At 59.7% G+C, this 16,506-nt stretch carries 18 protein-coding genes; 3 read left to right on the top strand and 15 right to left on the bottom strand.

Annotated elements, in window-relative coordinates; translation table 11 throughout:
• Positions 1-17: 17 nt before the first annotated feature.
• The 3 genes from BM174_RS06785 to BM174_RS06775 all read right to left on the bottom strand — a co-directional run bounded on the left by BM174_RS06785 (position 18) and on the right by BM174_RS06775 (position 1,708).
• Complete coding sequence (locus BM174_RS06785; RefSeq protein ID WP_093923092.1) at positions 18-476, bottom strand: universal stress protein; 459 nt, start codon at positions 474-476, stop codon at positions 18-20.
• 111 nt (positions 477-587) lie between these two features.
• A complete protein-coding gene (locus tag BM174_RS06780) occupies positions 588-1,466 on the bottom strand; it encodes a branched-chain amino acid aminotransferase (RefSeq protein ID WP_093923091.1) in 879 nt (292 codons plus the stop codon).
• Positions 1,467-1,477: 11 nt separating this feature from the next.
• Complete coding sequence (locus BM174_RS06775; protein WP_093923090.1) at positions 1,478-1,708, bottom strand: hypothetical protein; 231 nt, start codon at positions 1,706-1,708, stop codon at positions 1,478-1,480.
• A gap of 124 nt (positions 1,709-1,832) precedes the next feature.
• Between BM174_RS06775 and BM174_RS06770 the strand changes: the two genes are divergently transcribed.
• Positions 1,833-2,549, top strand: a complete 717-nt coding sequence (locus tag BM174_RS06770) for a M48 family metalloprotease (protein WP_093923089.1) — start codon at positions 1,833-1,835, stop codon at positions 2,547-2,549.
• A gap of 121 nt (positions 2,550-2,670) precedes the next feature.
• On the opposite strand, the gene trhA is transcribed toward BM174_RS06770, so the two are convergent.
• From trhA to rimO, 3 genes are all read right to left on the bottom strand, one after another.
• Positions 2,671-3,291, bottom strand: coding sequence for a PAQR family membrane homeostasis protein TrhA (gene trhA / locus BM174_RS06765; RefSeq protein ID WP_093923088.1), 621 nt, complete (start codon positions 3,289-3,291; stop codon positions 2,671-2,673).
• A gap of 61 nt (positions 3,292-3,352) precedes the next feature.
• Positions 3,353-3,721 carry a hypothetical protein gene (locus BM174_RS06760; protein WP_342742056.1) on the bottom strand — a complete coding sequence of 123 codons (369 nt, stop codon included), beginning with the start codon at positions 3,719-3,721 and terminating at the stop codon, positions 3,353-3,355.
• Between the two features lie 260 nt (positions 3,722-3,981).
• Positions 3,982-5,352, bottom strand: coding sequence for a 30S ribosomal protein S12 methylthiotransferase RimO (gene rimO / locus BM174_RS06755; RefSeq protein ID WP_093923087.1), 1,371 nt, complete (start codon positions 5,350-5,352; stop codon positions 3,982-3,984).
• Positions 5,353-5,416: 64 nt separating this feature from the next.
• On the opposite strand from rimO, the gene BM174_RS06750 reads away from it, so the two are divergent.
• Together BM174_RS06750 and trpB are read left to right on the top strand one after the other, a co-directional pair.
• The gene (locus BM174_RS06750) at positions 5,417-7,366 is read left to right on the top strand and encodes an AsmA family protein (protein WP_093923086.1); all 1,950 of its coding nucleotides are present in this window, start codon (positions 5,417-5,419) and stop codon (positions 7,364-7,366) included.
• Between the two features lie 90 nt (positions 7,367-7,456).
• Positions 7,457-8,689, top strand: coding sequence for a tryptophan synthase subunit beta (gene trpB, locus BM174_RS06745; RefSeq protein ID WP_093923085.1), 1,233 nt, complete (start codon positions 7,457-7,459; stop codon positions 8,687-8,689).
• 83 nt (positions 8,690-8,772) lie between these two features.
• Here trpB and BM174_RS06740 read toward each other — a convergent pair whose 3' ends face one another.
• The 9 genes from BM174_RS06740 to trpA all read right to left on the bottom strand — a co-directional run bounded on the left by BM174_RS06740 (position 8,773) and on the right by trpA (position 16,503).
• Entirely contained in the window at positions 8,773-9,363 is a 591-nt protein-coding gene (locus BM174_RS06740; protein ID WP_093923084.1) for a DUF4893 domain-containing protein, read from the bottom strand.
• A 13-nt stretch (positions 9,364-9,376) separates the two neighbouring features.
• Positions 9,377-9,760, bottom strand: a complete 384-nt coding sequence (locus BM174_RS06735) for a DUF2237 family protein (RefSeq protein ID WP_093923083.1) — start codon at positions 9,758-9,760, stop codon at positions 9,377-9,379.
• Between the two features lie 6 nt (positions 9,761-9,766).
• Positions 9,767-10,930, bottom strand: a complete 1,164-nt coding sequence (locus BM174_RS06730; RefSeq protein ID WP_093923082.1) for a serine hydrolase domain-containing protein — start codon at positions 10,928-10,930, stop codon at positions 9,767-9,769.
• A 65-nt stretch (positions 10,931-10,995) separates the two neighbouring features.
• Entirely contained in the window at positions 10,996-12,027 is a 1,032-nt protein-coding gene (locus BM174_RS06725) for a DUF2332 domain-containing protein (RefSeq protein ID WP_093923081.1), read from the bottom strand.
• Positions 12,024-12,734 (bottom strand): aminoacyl-tRNA hydrolase, encoded by a 711-nt coding sequence (gene pth / locus BM174_RS06720; RefSeq protein WP_093923080.1) that lies wholly within the window; start codon positions 12,732-12,734, stop codon positions 12,024-12,026. Before pth ends, BM174_RS06725 begins: the two co-directional genes overlap by 4 nt.
• A gap of 164 nt (positions 12,735-12,898) precedes the next feature.
• A complete protein-coding gene (locus BM174_RS06715; RefSeq protein ID WP_093923079.1) occupies positions 12,899-13,564 on the bottom strand; it encodes a 50S ribosomal protein L25/general stress protein Ctc in 666 nt (221 codons plus the stop codon).
• Positions 13,565-13,711: 147 nt separating this feature from the next.
• Positions 13,712-14,329, bottom strand: a complete 618-nt coding sequence (locus BM174_RS06710) for a hypothetical protein (RefSeq protein WP_093923078.1) — start codon at positions 14,327-14,329, stop codon at positions 13,712-13,714.
• 8 nt (positions 14,330-14,337) lie between these two features.
• Positions 14,338-15,504, bottom strand: a complete 1,167-nt coding sequence (locus tag BM174_RS06705; protein ID WP_093923077.1) for an alpha-hydroxy acid oxidase — start codon at positions 15,502-15,504, stop codon at positions 14,338-14,340.
• Between the two features lie 207 nt (positions 15,505-15,711).
• Entirely contained in the window at positions 15,712-16,503 is a 792-nt protein-coding gene (gene trpA / locus BM174_RS06700; RefSeq protein WP_093923076.1) for a tryptophan synthase subunit alpha, read from the bottom strand.
• Positions 16,504-16,506: the final 3 nt, after the last annotated feature.

Here is a 16,506-nt window from a genome sequence, read left to right as displayed (position 1 = left end):
GATAAGGGGCAGGCGGATCAGGTGATTGCCTCGATCCGCTCCTTGCTCATGTCTCCGGGGACAATGGTAATCGGGATCGGCAACGATCCCGCACTGCGCGACATTTGCGTCACCAAGGGGCCGGGGCCCTTCTTTTTGTCGGCACTGGCCCCCAGTACCAGAACGCCGATGTCGGGATCTTCGGTCACATGGGCGATGATCTCGTCCACCGGTACGCCTTCGCGAATGATCAATTCGGGGTTCACCCCCTGTTTGTCGCGCATCCATTTGGCAAAGACATCGAAATGCACCTCGATACGTTCGCGGGCCTCTTCGCGCATGATGTCTGATACGCCGATCCAGTGGTTAAACTCGTCAGGCGGAATGACCGAGAGCACTGTGACACCGCCGCCGGTGTGGGCCGCACGCAGGGCTGCGAAACGCATCGCGTTCAGACATTCTTTACTGTCATCCAGCACAACCAGAAATTTACGCATTGGCTTCTCCATTCTGCGCCCGCAGGGGCGCGGGGATCATGGCCTGCGCGGACATTCCTTGCAATTGAGAATTGCGTTTCATCGCCGCACAGCCCTTCCGCACCGGAAAACCTAGGCGCGCTCGGAAGCAGCCCAGTCCCAATACATCTCGCGCACCCGGCGGGTGACCGGATTGCCATTGGTGCCGACCTGATAGGCGGTGTCGTCAAAGGCTTTGACTGGGGTGACCTTCATCATGTTGCCAGACAGGAACACTTCATCGGCTGAGTGGAAATCGTCAAAGCTCAGCACTGTTTCATGCACCTTAATGCCGTCGGCGGCCATGTTTTGCATATGTCGCGCGCGGGTAATGCCCGCGAGGAAAGTGCCGTTCGGGATCGGCGTGAAAACCTCGCCGTCTTTCACCATAAAGACATTGGCGCTGGCGCTTTCGGCGACATTGCCCATCGCATCAGCGACCAACGCGTTGCCAAAGCCTTTGGTGCGCGCCTCGGCCATCATGCGGGCGTTGTTGGGGTAGAGGCAGCCAGCTTTGGCATTTACCACGTTGTCTTCCAGCACTGGTCTGCGGAACCGAGTGCGGGTCAACGTGGTCGCGGCTTCGGGCGGGGCCATCGGGATTTCCTCAAGGCTGATGCAAAAACCGGTCGCATCCTTAAGTGGCACAATGCCCAATTCGTCGCCCGCCAGCGCCCAATACATCGGGCGGATATAGACGGCGGCGTCGCGGCTGTAGCTGGCCAAACCTTCGCGGGCGATGGCGGCAATATCGGCGGAGGACATCGTCGGCGTGATCATCAACGCCTCGGCAGAGCGATTGATCCGCGCGCAATGCGCATCGAGATCGGGCGACAATCCGTCAAACAAGCGCGCGCCGTCAAATACGGTTGTGCCCAGCCACGCGCCGTGGTCGGCGGCATTGATGACGCTGACATCGCCTTCGTGCCAGGTGCCATTGAAATAGGTCCTGATATTGGTTCCGGTAGCCATAGAGATGTCCTTTAGGGTGCGCTTCGGTAAATGCCTTCGGGCAGGTTCAGGGCTGCCGTAAGGTCACGTAACTGGTCTGGCGAGAGCGTGATTTTATGGATCCTGTCGGTGCGCGGATCCCATTGCTCAAAGGTGATTTCCTCGGCAAATGCCTGAACAACCACGTCTTCCCGCAGGGGGGCGGTGCCTTCGTCAATCAGAGTGATCACGGTGGCGTCAAATTCGTGTTCGATGGTAAACATGTCCGCACACTAGGCGTTCGGCGGATCAATGCAAGTGTGGTTTCAATCTAGCGTGATCGGGGTGGCGATGGCCGCGCGACGTGCTAAAACATCCTATGAAACGTCACGCCGGAGATTTCCCCTGATGATCAAAAGTACCCTAAGCGTCTTTGCCGCTGTTGCCTTGTTAAGCGCCTGTGATGTGACCACCATTACACCGATGCCAGCCCCCGGACCCGCCCCGCAACCCAGCAGTGCGCCGACCCAATCGGTAGATGCAGCCGCGCGCAGTTTTATCCGTGTGGTCAGGACCGTTGAGCCGGTGGCCGAGCGAGAGTGCCGGACCCGAACAACTGGTGTAAATTGTGATTTCAACATCGTGGTCGATGATCGCCCGGGCCAGCCCGCGAATGCATTCCAGACCATCGACAAGCAGGGGCGCCCCGTGGTGGCCTTTACGCTGGCGCTGATCGATGATGCGCGCAACGAGGACGAGCTGGCTTTTGTGTTGGGCCATGAAACTGCCCACCACATCGCAGGACATATCGGGCGTCAGCAGCAGAACGCGGTGGCGGGTGCTGTGATTTTCTCCGGTTTGGCGACGTTGAGCGGCGGTGATTCCAGCGCAGTGGAATCAGCGCAGCGCTTGGGCGCTCAGGTTGGCGCACGAACCTATTCGAAGAATTTCGAGCTTGAGGCCGATGCGCTGGGTACGGTGATCACTAAGCGGGCCGGATATGATCCGCTGCGCGGCGCGCAGTTCTTCGCCCGTATCCCCGATCCAGGCGATCGTTTCCTCGGGACACACCCGCCCAACTCGTCCCGACTTGAGGTGGTAAGAAAAACGGCGGCGGGGCTTTAAGGCCTTTGCAATCGTCAGGTTTGACAGCGTGATTAAAGGCTCCCTTTGTGGGAGCCTTTTTCTTTTCGAACCAGATTATGCAATAGGTGGCGCCCCAACGCGTGCTGGAGCCTCCAAGCCGCTAAAGGCTGAGCGCGATGGCCGCGAAAAAGCAGATTGAGGCAATCAGCACAAAACTATGCCAGATCGCGTTCTGAAACCGCATAGCCTTCTGTGCAAAGACGATGGTGCCCAAGGAATAGGTCAGCCCGCCTATCACCACCAAGCTCATCGCGGCGGGGGGGAGATGCGCCCACATCGGCCAGATCAGCAGAACCGACAGCCAGCCCATTGCTAAATAAAGCGCAAGCGAGCCGCGTGCATCAGTGCGCCAGAACCACAGCTTTGCTAGTGCGCCAATGCCAGCCAATGTCCAGACAACGCCGAGGATGCCATAGGCAAAGCCGGTACCGATAACGCCCACCAAAGGCGTATAGGTGCCAGCAATTTTGAAATAGATCGCCGCATGGTCAATCCGGTTCAAAAGCGGGCGTGTGCGGTCATAGGGGCTGAGGTGATAGATCGCCGAGGCAGCGAAGGCAAAGATCAGGCAGCCGCCGTAAAGCGCTGCTGCCGTGATGCTACTGTCGGTCTGTGCAGCCTGCATTAACAGCAGCACCGTAGCCGGAATGGCAAAGGCCAGTCCGGCTATGTGCACGGCACCGTCAGCAATCGTTTCAGCAGGGGAATAAGGATACGCCATAGACGATACCTAGCACCCGCCGGTTAATAAACGATGGCTGACTTAGCGTCAGCGCACCCGCCTAGCGCGGCTTATTGCCGTCGATCCAACGCGACATCAGCGTTTTGTCGCGAAAACACTCGGGGGGTACTTCGCTGCGTTTGATCCGCGCGATCCGCTCGGCAAATTGGACCTGCTTCGAAGAAGGATACTCAGAAAACCGCCCTTGAGGCGCAGGGACTTTGTGGTTGTCAATCCACTTGGACAGGGCCACGCGGTCCTGTTCAGCATGGCGCGGCAGTGCAGCGCCGGTTTTAGCGGCCAACACACGGGCATAGCTGATCTGCTTTTCGGTAGCAGGCAGCGGATGGGCGAGTGGCAGGTCGTCTTGTACCGGTCGGGCCCCCTCGGCGGAGGTGAATATACCGGGAAACTGAGGTTGGAAGGACAATGTGAAGCCTCCTTACGTTCTGGTTAACACCAATATAGAACATAGCGTGAACATTTGCAAGGGTTGCTTGTCTCACTATGCTGTCTTTAGGTACATGTAGTGCGCATTAATGCCCCTTCCACTACATAGGCTAAAAGTGGCCGATCTCGGAGGGACTGCCGGAGCGGCGATCAAGTAAGGTTCCTGACCCGACAATGCAAAACGGCGGCCGGAGTATCCGACCGCCGTGAGCGTGAATGTTTTAAGGTGCCGTTAAACTGTCAGACCAAACGACCCCAGAGATCGTATTCTCCGGCTTCCTCGACCTCGACGGTGACAATATCGCCAACGGTCAAAGCCTCATGGCCCTCGTCGATATACAGGTTGCCGTCGATCTCCGGCGCGTCGGATTTGGTGCGGCAGGTGGCGGCATCGCTGTCGATCTCATCAATAATGACCTCGATGCGCTTACCGACCTTGGCGGCGAGCTTGGCCTCGGAAATCGCCTGCGCCTTGGCCATGAAGCGGTCCCAACGATCTTGTTTGATCTCGTCCGCCACATGGTCGGGCAGCGCATTTGACCGCGCGCCCTCAACGTTCTCGTATTGAAAACAGCCAACGCGGTCGAGTTGCGCCTCATCAAGCCAATCAAGCAGGGTCTGGAACTCGGCCTCGGTCTCGCCCGGATAGCCGACGATAAAGGTCGAGCGCAAGGTAATGTCGGGACATGTATCGCGCCACGCCGCAATCTCGTCCAGCGTTTTGGAGGCCGCAGCAGGCCGCGCCATACGCTTCAATACATCCGGATGTGCGTGCTGGAACGGGATATCGAGATAGGGCAACACCAGCCCTTCGGCCATCAGTGGGATCAACTGGCGCACATGCGGGTAGGGATAGACGTAGTGCAGCCGGACCCAAGCCCCGAGCGAACCCAGATCGCGGGCCAGATCGGTGATATGGGCGCGATGGCCACGGTCCTCGGCATGTTTGATATCGACCCCGTAGGCCGAGGTGTCCTGACTGATGACCAGCAGCTCTTTCACGCCGCTGGCGACCAGCCGCTCAGCCTCGCGCACGACGGCGTGGGCAGGGCGCGATTGCAACCGGCCGCGCATGTCGGGAATGATGCAGAATTTGCACTTGTGGTTACAGCCCTCGGAAATCTTGAGGTAGCTATAGTGCCGCGGCGTCAGGGAGACGGCCTGCGCTGGGAGCAGATCAATAAACGGATCAGGCGAGGGCGGCACGGCCTTATGCACAGCGTCGAGCACCTGTTCATATTGGTGCGGGCCGGTCACGGCCAGAATGCGCGGGTGGTGTTCGCGGATGTAATCGGGCTCGGCGCCCAGACATCCGGTCACGATCACGCGGCCATTCTCGGTCAGCGCCTCGCCGATGGCATCCAGCGATTCCGCCTTGGCGGAGTCGAGAAACCCGCAGGTGTTGACGATCACCGCATCAGCGCCCGCATAGTCAGGCGATACCGCATAGCCTTCGGCGCGCAGCCGCGTCAGAATTCGCTCGGAATCGACCAGCGCCTTAGGGCAGCCAAGCGAGACCATGCCGATGGTCGGCTGGCCGGGGCGGGAGAGTTCCGACAGCTTTGCCTTGGGGGCAAGGTCGGGGCGCAGATTGGGTGGGTTTGTGCTCATGAACTGCGCTATAAGCCAAGCAAAGGGTCTGCGAAAGGCCCGCAAACCAGTGGGAGAGCGGTTGATGAAGTGGATTTTGCGGATTTTCGGCGTATTGGTGCTGATTGTTGTGGTAGCCGGGGTCTCGTTAGTGATGTTGCCCGCCGACCGGATTGCACGGATTGCGGGGGATCAGCTGCGCAAGATCACGGGCCGCGACGTGACAATCTCGGGCGATGTGTCGATGACGCTCTGGCCCGAACTGGGGATTAGTGCGGGCAAGCTGGAGGTTGGAAACGCGAGCTGGGCCAAAGATGGCGCGATGCTGACCACGTCAAACGCGGCAATCGGTGTGGATGCGATGGCCCTGCTGCGCGGCGAGATCAAAATCACCAATATCGAGGCGCAAAGCCCGACGATCCGGTTGGAACAGCGCCGCGACGGGCGTGCAAGTTGGCAGTTTTCGGATGCCACGGGCGAGGCTGTGATCGAAACTGAAACCACGCCCGCACGAGCAGCGCGACCCGTTACAATCCAAAAACTCAAGATCACTGATGCGACCCTGATCTATGATGCAGAAGGGGCTGATCTGGTGTCTTACGAAGGGGTCGATCTGTCGCTGGATTGGCCCGAAGCGGGCGGCGCGGCGCAGGTTATCGCCAGCATGCGTCCCGCGCGGGATGTCGTAACGCTCGACGCAAAGGTCGAAAACTTCGCCAGCTTCTTGCAAGGCGGCGTTCAGCAACTGCGCGCGCGTCTGACCGCGACGGGCGGCGGGGTGACGCTAACGGGGCGCGGGTCGCTGAAGGGCGAAGCCGCAGGCGATCTGTGGTTCAAAACCTCCGACACAGCGAATTTTCTGGCGCAATTGGGCTTTGACGGGGTCGATTTGCCTGAAAAGCTGGGGCAACGCACGGATATCCGCACGCAGCTGACGCTCACGACCGACCGCCAACTTGCGCTGCGCGAATTGGTGGCGGATCTGGGTGGCAATACCTTGCGCGGCGCGGCAGACATCGGTTTGGACGGAACGCCTCAAGTGAATGCACAGCTCAATGCCGGAGCGCTGGACCTGAGCGCATTTGGTGCTGCACCCGAAGGAACCGTGGAATCCGCCCCCGCTGCACCTGCGCCTGCACCCGCAGGCTGGTCCACTGCGGCGATCGACCTCTCCGCCTTGGCTGCATTTAACGGGGCGATTGCGCTGAGCGCTGACAGCATCGACCTGGGATCACTGCAATTGGGGCCGACGCGCGCCTTATTGAGTAATGACCGCTCGCGGTTGGTATTTGAGCTGCGCGACGTGGCGGCCTATGGCGGTAAACTGCTCGGCGAAGTCGTGCTGAACAACCGCAAAGGCCTTTCGGTCGGTGGCAGTCTGAGCGCGCTAGGGGTCGAGATGAAGCCACTGTTGACTGACATGGCCGACCTGACCCGCTTCACGGGCAAGGGGGATGCCGAAATCAGCTTTCTCGCGGCAGGGGCCAGCATGGACGCGATCATGCGCTCGCTCAAAGGGGACGGTGGGATCACAGTCGGGCGCGGCAGCATTGAAGGGATCGATCTGGATAACCTGCTCGGCTCTTACGATGTGAAGGGCGGCACCACGGTGTTTGATGAGATGGGGGCAACCTTCGAGATTTTGGGCGGGGTGTTGCGCAACGATGATCTGCTGATGCTGTTGCCGAACTTCAATGCCAGCGGGCGCGGCGAGGTCAATCTTGGCGCGCAAACGCTGGACTATACCGTTACACCCAAGGCGCTGCGGGTGAATGCAGGGCGCGGGCTGGCCGTGCCGGTGCGCATATACGGGCCTTGGGCCGACCCCCAGATCAAGCCAGACTTAAAGGCGGCGGTAGACTTGAACTTTAACGCTGAGGCACAGCGCGCTGCAGATCAGATAAAGCAAAAGCTGGACGAGAAATTGCAAGACGAGCTTGGCGTGACGCGGCAGGATGGGCAATCGGTCGAGGATGCGTTGAAGGAGGGATTGGAGAACAAGCTGAAGCGCGAGTTGTTCAAGATTTTCGAGTGAGAAACGGGGGCGGGGGCACTTGCCGCGCAGGTCGGCTTTACCCCGCCCCTGAACGGCGATAAACGGGCACAGCCCCGACAGGAGACCATCATGGCAAATGACCTTTTCAACAGCTTCATGTCCGGCCCGGACGAGAATGGCCGCTTTGGCGATTTCGGCGGGCGGTTTGTATCCGAGACACTGATGCCACTGATCCTCAGCCTTGAGGAAGAATACGAAAAGGCCAAGACCGACGAGAGTTTCTGGGCCGAAATGCACGATCTGTGGACCCATTATGTGGGCCGCCCAAGCCCGCTCTATTTCGCCGAGCGGCTGACCGACCATCTGGGCGGTGCCAAGATCTATATGAAGCGCGACGAGCTGAACCACACCGGCGCGCATAAGATCAACAACGTACTTGGCCAGATCATTCTGGCGCGCCGCATGGGCAAGAAACGCATCATCGCCGAAACTGGCGCAGGCCAGCACGGCGTGGCCACCGCGACGGTCTGTGCAAAGTTCGGTTTGCAGTGTGTGGTCTATATGGGCGCACATGATGTCGAACGTCAGGCCCCGAACGTGTTCCGCATGCGCCTTCTGGGGGCGGAAGTGGTGCCGGTGACCTCGGGTCGTGGCACGCTGAAGGACGCGATGAACGACGCGCTGCGCGACTGGGTGACCAACGTGCGCGACACGTTCTATTGCATTGGCACGGTGGCAGGTCCGCACCCCTATCCGGCCATGGTCCGTGATTTCCAGTCGATTATCGGTAAGGAAGTTCGCGAGCAAATGACCGCTGCCGAAGGGCGCCTGCCTGACACCTTGATCGCCGCCATCGGTGGCGGATCGAACGCGATGGGGCTGTTCTATCCGTTCCTTGACGACAAGGAAGTCGGCATCATCGGTGTCGAGGCTGGCGGCAAGGGCGTGAACGAAAAGATGGAACATTGTGCCTCGCTGACAGGCGGGCGGCCAGGTGTGTTGCACGGCAACCGGACCTATCTGCTGCAGGACGATGACGGCCAGATTTTAGAAGGATTTTCAATTTCGGCGGGGCTCGACTATCCCGGCATCGGGCCTGAGCACGCATGGCTGCATGAGATCGGGCGGGCGAAATATGTTTCGATCACAGATGTCGAGGCGCTGGAAGCGTTTCAGCTGTCGTGCCAGTTGGAGGGAATTATTCCCGCGTTGGAGCCCTCGCATGCCTTGGCGCATGTGATGAAAATCGCCCCCGAACTGCCGAAAGATCACATCATCTGCATGAACATGTGCGGGCGTGGCGATAAAGACATCTTTACCGTAGCGCGGGCTTTGGGCTTTGAGATGGGCAAGTTTGCCTGATTAACATGGGCTGACGCGAAAAGGGCGCTGGGGGCTCTGCCCCCAGACCCACAACCAGTTTCTGGCTAAAAAGAGAAGATACCCTAGCGGGTGAGTTCGAGTATGTCGAAGTCGCTCTCGACGGCGGGTGAGGGAAAGAGCAGGCGCGCGCGGGTCGGGCTTACCCGTTCGAGTATCGCGATGTCGCTTTGGACGCTGCCATCAGACGTGAATTCCTGCGGCAGATCGGCGTAAGCGGGCGGGTTTTGACCCGCTACGTAGCCAACACCCAGATAGATCGCACGGCCATCAAGCAGGATGATCGCGCCCCGTGTGCGTTGGGAACCTGTCAATTTTTCAAACGCAAAACCGGTGTCGTTTATAGTGAAGCTGCATTTGAACGGGCTGTAGACCACGAGGTCGGCAAGCCCGCCGAGCTTCATTGTGCGGCAGGTCCAATCGCCTTGTAGGGTCTCGTCCAGTGCGGGTAGAGGCTCCCCAGCTAAGGCGGTTGTGAGGGCAGTGATATCTTTCGGCGCGCCGTTTGCGAGGGCTTGCAGCAACGCATCGCCAGCAGCGGCATCATAACGGCTAAGGCGCGCGGCATCCTCGGGGCGCGGATCGTTCTGCGCCGTGGCGACAGCGGGGAGGAGCAGGATCGCGACGAGGGCGAGGAAGTGTAGAGCCGATGTCATGCGCGAGGTCCGATCAGAAGGAGGTGTCGTCAATTGCGTGGCTGCGCAGCACTTGCAGCGGTACGATATCGGTGGCGCGCAGATGGGTGGCGGCGAGGCGCAGCTTGGGTCCGCAGCCTTCGTCGGCAGCTTGCAAGAAGCGCCCCGCGCAGAGGCACCACGGGTCGCCAGCGCTCAGCCCTGCAAACCCGAATTCGGGGCGCGGGGTGGAGAGGTCGTTGCCGACATATTTGGAATAGGCCAGAAACTCGGCTGTCATGATCGCACAGACGGTATGGCTGCCTTGGTCTTCACTGCAGGTATTGCAGTGGCCATCGCGAAAAAATCCGGTGAGCGGGTCGCGGCCGCAGAGTTCGAGCGGGCCACCAAGGACATTGATAGGATCGTCAGGTTGCATGGGACCTCACAGGCTTTGGGCGATCTCGCGGAAGATCGCGATGTTCTGGTCAGACACGCCAGCATCACGAAAGCGGCGGTCGGCGGCGTTGGTGGCAATCACGACGTTTCGCGCCGTGTCGATGTAAATGTATTGGCCGTAGATGCCCCGCGCCATGTATTCTCCGGCGGCGGCGCCTTGGGGCACCCACCATTGCAGGCCGTAGCCGATGCTGCCCGGTTCGGTCGGGGCGCTGGCCGTGGTCGAGGCTTCGACCCACGCGGCGGGTACGATCTGCTTGCCTTGCCACTCGCCTTTTTGCGCAAACATCTGGCCAAAGCGAGCATAATCGCGGGTGGTCAGGTTCAGCCCCCCAAGCACAAACGCGGTCCCGACGCCATCGGTGACGTAATAGGGCGCAAACTCCAAGCCGAGGGGGGCGATGATCTTTTCACTCAGCAGTTCGGCAATTGGCCGCCCTGTAGCACCGCGCACAACCATGCCCACAACATGCGTATCAATCGAGACATATTGCCATGTCTCGCCGGGGGCTGCGAACGTCTGGTCCAGCCCTGCAGCGAAATCGTCCATTTTGCCGCCAAGGGCCAGCACGCGTCCCATGCGGCTAATGTCGGAGCTTTGGTCGAGGTAGTCCTCGTCGAAGGTGACGCCGCTGGCCATGTTCAGCACGTGGCGCAGGGTGGCGCCGTCATAGGCGCCGCCCATGAGGGAAGGCGCATATTTGGTCACCGGATCATCAATAGAGGCGATTTTGCCCTCGTCAATCAACACGCCGACAAGCGCTGACAGAAAGCTTTTGGCAACCGACCAACTGATGCGGCGGTCATCGCGCGCGGTGCCGCGGAAATAATTCTCATAGACCACCGCACCATCCTTGAGCACGACCAGCGCAGTCACGGTGCGGTCCTTGATCCAATCGTCGACGGCGGCGGGCAGGGTGGTTTCCGGGCCATAGGGCAGGTCAACTGTTGGGCCACTGCCGCGCGACACGGGCTGGGTCAGGAAGGCGCGGTCCATGTGGCTGAAGTTCTGGACAATATTTTCTTCGGAGAACAGGGAATTGACCGCAAGCAGGCGGGTGATTTCCTCGCGCTTCCACAGCCCGATCACCACGGCAGCCAATACCAGCGCCAAAAGCACCCGACCCACCCATTTTCCAAACTTGCGCATTACCGGCCTCCGCTTTTAAGGGGCATCCAATCACAAGGTCTGGTCGGGTGCCAGCCTGTTATCGGTCAGGCCGGATACTGCCAGTCGATCCAGCGGCCATGAAAGTCGGCGCGGCCCAGATTGAGCCGTATATCGCCGGGCCAGAGGCGCAGCGTGACTGCCGCGCCCCTGTCGCCGCCGTCATCCTCCATCGCCAGCCACGCAAGCGGGCGTTTGGCCGTGGCCTGTGCGCCAGCCGCCTCAATAAGGGCACGACCCTGGGCTTGGGTTTCGGCAGGGAAGTACTGCCATGCAACCGTGTGCTGGATCAGGTGCAACTGGCCTTGCGGCGCGGAATAAAGCCGCGGGGTGATCCAGTCGATCGCGTCGCCGCGCGCCAGCTCGGTCGTGGCCACAGAGGCGGCGGCGCGGGTCATCATCACGCGCTCTGGTTGATCGGCCCAGAGGTAGGCCGTCAGGCGCAGCAGATGGTCCCCCCGTGACGGGTCCAGAGGGTTTAGGTCAACACCGGCGCGACTGGCGATGTTCGGGGTTTTCTCAAGTGGCAGCGGGCCCTTCCACTCGGGCGAGAGGATCACGGTCGGCATCGCGGGACCGAAACGGCGTCCGGCGATCTCCAGCGCGTAGTGGTCCCACATCATGTTGAGCCCGCCACTGGTGCCAAGCTCGCTCAGCCGTATCGGCAGGTCGAAATGCGCGACAGCTACCCGAGCGCCGGCAATCAGCGCGGCAGAGCGGCGGACTTCGTTGGTTTGCGGGGCGCTGTCGATCCACGTGGTTAAAAATGCAGCATGATCTTGGAGGGCTCCGAGCACCGCCGCGCGCAATTCCGCGTCACTTGACTGGTTTGGCGGGTAAACCGCGACCAGCGCGGGCGCGGCACGGTTTAAGACCAAGGCATGTAATCCGGCAGTAATCCGCAGCGGCAGAGAATGGCCACGTGGACCGATATCGCCCTCAAACGCCGCGCATTTGCGCGCGACGGGGCTGTCTTCCGGCCAGTCTGCTGCCAGAAGTTTCAACAGCCGCGCCATGAAGGGAGAGCCAAGTGCCGTACAGCTTTCGGCTTGATCAAGAAACGCCTTTTGCAAACTCATCGGAACCGGTCCATCAGCTTTTGCAACGGTGATTGCGGCTGTTCCGGCGTCGGGGCTGCGGGGGCATTTGCAGCAGGGGGTGGGGCGGCAGTCGGGGATTTGTCAGCATCCGCACCGCGCGTGCCAGTCCCCGAACGCGGCGGGCTGACCCGCATGCCGACGGCATTCATAAACCGGCCAGCATCGCCTGCCGCCAGATCCGGCGCGCCCTCGCTCATCCCGCGCAGCACATCATCAAGCCAACCTTCGTCTGCCTTTGGAAAATCGCGCAGCACAAAGCCCGGTACAGCGTCTTTATGGCCCGGATGGCCGACACCGATGCGCACGCGGGTATAGTCGGGGCCGATATGTGCATGCAGCGACCGCAGACCATTGTGACCGGCATGACCGCCGCCGGTCTTGACCTTCACCTTGCCGGGCGCGAGGTCGATCTCGTCGTGAAAGACAATCACGTCAGCCGACTCAAGCTTGTAAAACCGCATAGCCGCCTGCACCGACTGACCCGAATTGTTCATGAAGGTTTCGGGCTTCAGCAGTGCGGCGCGGTCAGAACCCAAACGGCCTTCGCTGATGCTGCCTTGGTGCTTTGACTTCCACGGCGAAAAGCCGTGATCCGCAGCAATCAGGTCCAGCGCCATAAATCCGACGTTGTGCCGGTTGCGGGCATATTTGCCGCCCGGATTGCCAAGGCCAACGATCAATTTCATATAGGGCTCCTGTGCGCTTGCTTGCCCTACACTAGCCGTTTGGTCGCCCTAACGGAATGCGAAACGGTATGGTTCGGGTGGATTGGCCCGCACATAGCAACCGTTAAACGCAAAACGGGGCCGCAAATTGCGGCCCCGTCGATCCTGTCCCGAGGGGGAAGGAATTAGTCTTTGGCTTCTTCGCCGTCGGGCGGACCCATTTCGGTGGTCGGCACTTCGTCTGCTGCCACATCTTCGTCTTCGTCGTCCTGTGACGCGAGGCCGGAAGGTGCGGAAACCTGAGCGATCACGAAGTCACGGTCGATGACCGGCTTGGCACCTTCAGGCAGCTTGACGTTGGCGATTGTCGCGCTGTCACCGATTTGCAGGCCCGAGATATCAACGGTGATGCTCTCGGGAATGTCTGCTGCGGTTACAACCAGTTCGACTTCGGGACGTACCAAAGTCAGAACGCCACCTTTTTTCAGACCCGGGCACTCTTCTTCGCCGGAAACTTCGACGTTGATGAAGAGGTTGATCTGGGTGGTGCGCTTGAGGCGCATGAAGTCGACGTGCGTGGGCAGGTCTTTGACAACATGGCGCTGAACGTCGCGGCAGATAACGCGGACGTCATCGTGGCCTTCGACCTTCAGGTTGAACAGGGTCGCTTTGAAGCGGCCTGCACGCAGCATGGTCAGCAGTTTGTTGAAATTCAGGGTAATCGGCAGGGGCTCTTTGTCGCCACCAAACACGATACCAGGAACCAAGCCGTCACGGCGTGCTTGACGAGCGGCGCCCTTGCCTGTCCCCGTCCGGACCTGGGCTTCAAGATCAGGAATCTGTCCAGCCATTTTATTCTCCAATTGGTTAGGGCGGGAATCCTCCAAGGCTGTATCCCCGCGTGAAGTCGCGCGTATAGACGCGATTTCCCCTTAAGAAAAGCCGTAAATGGTCCGGAGCAGCGGGAACTGCCGCTGCTATTGCCGCCGGCATGAGGGTCAGCGCGGCGTGTGGAGATATCCGCCTGCCTGGGTCAGATGTTCATAGAGCGCAAATTCATCGGCGCGCGCAGCGCGCAGTTTTGCCAAAACACCTTCTGAGATGGATGCAGGGACGCGCTGTGAGACGTTAATTTCCTTAAAAGCCAGATCTTTGGAGATTTTGTCGCGGAAGAAGTCCTGCATCCGTGCGGCCTCTTCGTAGGCGAACAAATGATCTACCAGGATGTTTTGCTTGCCTGCCGTAAGAAACACATGCTGGCTACCGATCTGCGCCGCAGGCGGGGGCGCCTCCGAAATCACAGCAAGTGCAAACTCCTCAAAACTCATACCTTTTGAGCTCATCGGGGTGTCGTCCAGCTTGGGCGATTGGCGGTAGCGATACCAACTGCGGATCTGATCGACAGGATCGCGCATCACCGCTACTGCGGCGCATTTTACTGAGAAAGTCTGTTCTAAAAACGGGGCGACACGCAATTGAAACCGCTGCGCCGTAAGGTGCTTGCGGTTGCGTGCGAATACGATCTCGGCATGCGGGCGCAGGGCATGCTCCGTTGCGGTCGTGCCGGTCTTGGGTGTCGCCAGATAGGCAAGCTGGTGGCTCAGAAAGATCAGCATAGGTTTCCCTATGCCTCCCACTTCCCGCGAAAATCTTTCGGGATGAGCAGATTGTGGCGTCCGAGTTTCTGCACCGAAGTCTCGCCGCACAAGGCCATCGTCACATCAAGTTCGCGGTGAATAATTTCCAAGGCCCGCGTTACACCCGGTTGGCCCATCGCGCCTAGCCCGTAAATAAATGCCCTGCCGATATAGACACCCTTGGCCCCCATCGCCAACGCCTTCAAAACGTCCTGACCCGAGCGAATACCGCTGTCCAGATGCACCTCGATCTGGTCGCCGACCGCCTCCAAAATCTCGGGCAGCGCACGGATTGAGCTGATCGCGCCATCAAGCTGCCGCCCGCCGTGGTTGCTAACGACAATCGCATCGGCACCGACCTTGAGCGCCATGCGCGCATCTTCGGCATCCAGGATACCCTTAAGGATCACCTTGCCGCCCCATTGTTCTTTAATCTTGGCGATCTTGGCCCAGTCCAGCGTTAGATCGAACTGCTCGTTTGTCCATGCACCAAGACTGGAAGCATCAGAAATACCTTCGACATGCCCGACGATGTTGCCAAATTCGCGCCGTTTTGCGCCCAGCATCCCGATGCCCCATGCCCATTTGGTCGCTAAATTGGCAATGGTCTTCGGTGTCAGCTTCGGCGGAGCAGACAGGCCGTTTTTCAAATCCTTGTGGCGCTGGCCCAATATTTGCAGATCCAACGTGATCACCAATGCAGAACATCCCGCATCCTTGGCGCGCTGGATCAGACGAGAGACGTAATCTTGATCTTTCATCGTATAAAGCTGGAACCAGAACGGGGCACCTGTCGCTTCGGCTACGTCCTCGATGGAGTTGATCGACATGGTCGATAGGGTAAAGGGTACGCCAAAATCCCGCGCGGCACGCGCCGCTTTGATCTCTCCGTCTGCATGCTGCATGCCGGTCAACCCGACAGGGGCCAGCGCCACTGGCATGGCCACATCCTGCCCGATCATCTGCGATGTGGTCGAGCGTCCTGACATATCGACAGCCACCCGCTGGCGCAGCCGGATCGCTTCGAAATCCGAGGAGTTCTCGCGGAAGGTCTGCTCGGTCCAGCTGCCCGATTCGGCATAATCAAAGAACATCCGCGGTACACGCCGCTGATAAATCCTTTTAAGGTCGTCGATATTGGTAATTACTGGCATCTTCAGACCTCATTGTTTTCGGCCTTTTGTTGCTAACGCAACCGTTCACCTGAAATCAACAAGGATCGTCCAAGTCCGCGAAAGCTGCTTCATTATCATCGGCTCCCAACCACATGCGGTCCATTGGTCTGGCAAGAGGTGGTACACGCAATGGGGCGATGAGCTGAACCTCTCGCAAACACGAAAAACGGTGGGCTAGACCTCAAATCACGCGGAATGGGCGCCGTCGGACAGAGATTTCACAAAGCTCAGCACATCTTGCACGCTGTCACCGTTGGCAATGCGCGACACAATGGCGGATCCGACAACCACCCCGTCAGCGACCTCGGCAATAGCGCGTGATTTTTCGGGTGTGTTGACACCAAAGCCAACAATCACCGGCAGGCCTGAAGCCTCGCGAATGCGCGTGACCTCTGGGGCCACATCGCCTGCATCGGCCTCGGCCGATCCGGTGATCCCCGTGATAGAGACATAATAGACAAAGCCCGAGGTGTTCTGCACGACCCGCGGCAGACGCGCATCATCGGTGGTGGGCGTTGCCAAGCGAATGAAGTTCAGTCCGGCGGCCTGCGCGGGCAGGCACAGCTCGGTGTCTTCTTCGGGGGGCAGGTCGACCACGATCAACCCGTCAATGCCCGCTTCTTTTGCAGCGATGAGGAATTTTTCAACGCCCATGGAATAGATCGGGTTGTAATAGCCCATCAGCACGATCGGCGTGGTGTTGTCCTCACGCCGGAAGGCAGTGGCAAGTTCCAGAGTGCGCCGCAGGGTCATGCCGCCTTCCAAAGCCCGCTGTCCGGCAAGCTGGATCGTCGGGCCATCGGCCATTGGGTCGGTGAAGGGCAGGCCAAGCTCGATGATGTCCACACCCGCGCCCGGCAAGCCGCGCACGATTTCAAGCGATGTGTCAAAGTCGGGGTCGCCCGCCATCACGTAGGACACAAAGGCTTTTTTGCCACGGGCCCGCAGGTCTGCGAATTTGGCGTCAATACGGGTCATGGC

Source organism: Sulfitobacter brevis (assembly GCF_900112755.1).
Lineage (GTDB): Bacteria > Pseudomonadota > Alphaproteobacteria > Rhodobacterales > Rhodobacteraceae > Sulfitobacter > Sulfitobacter brevis.
Note: the sequence above shows the minus strand (reverse complement) of the source record. Positions and strands in the feature narration are given on the sequence as shown.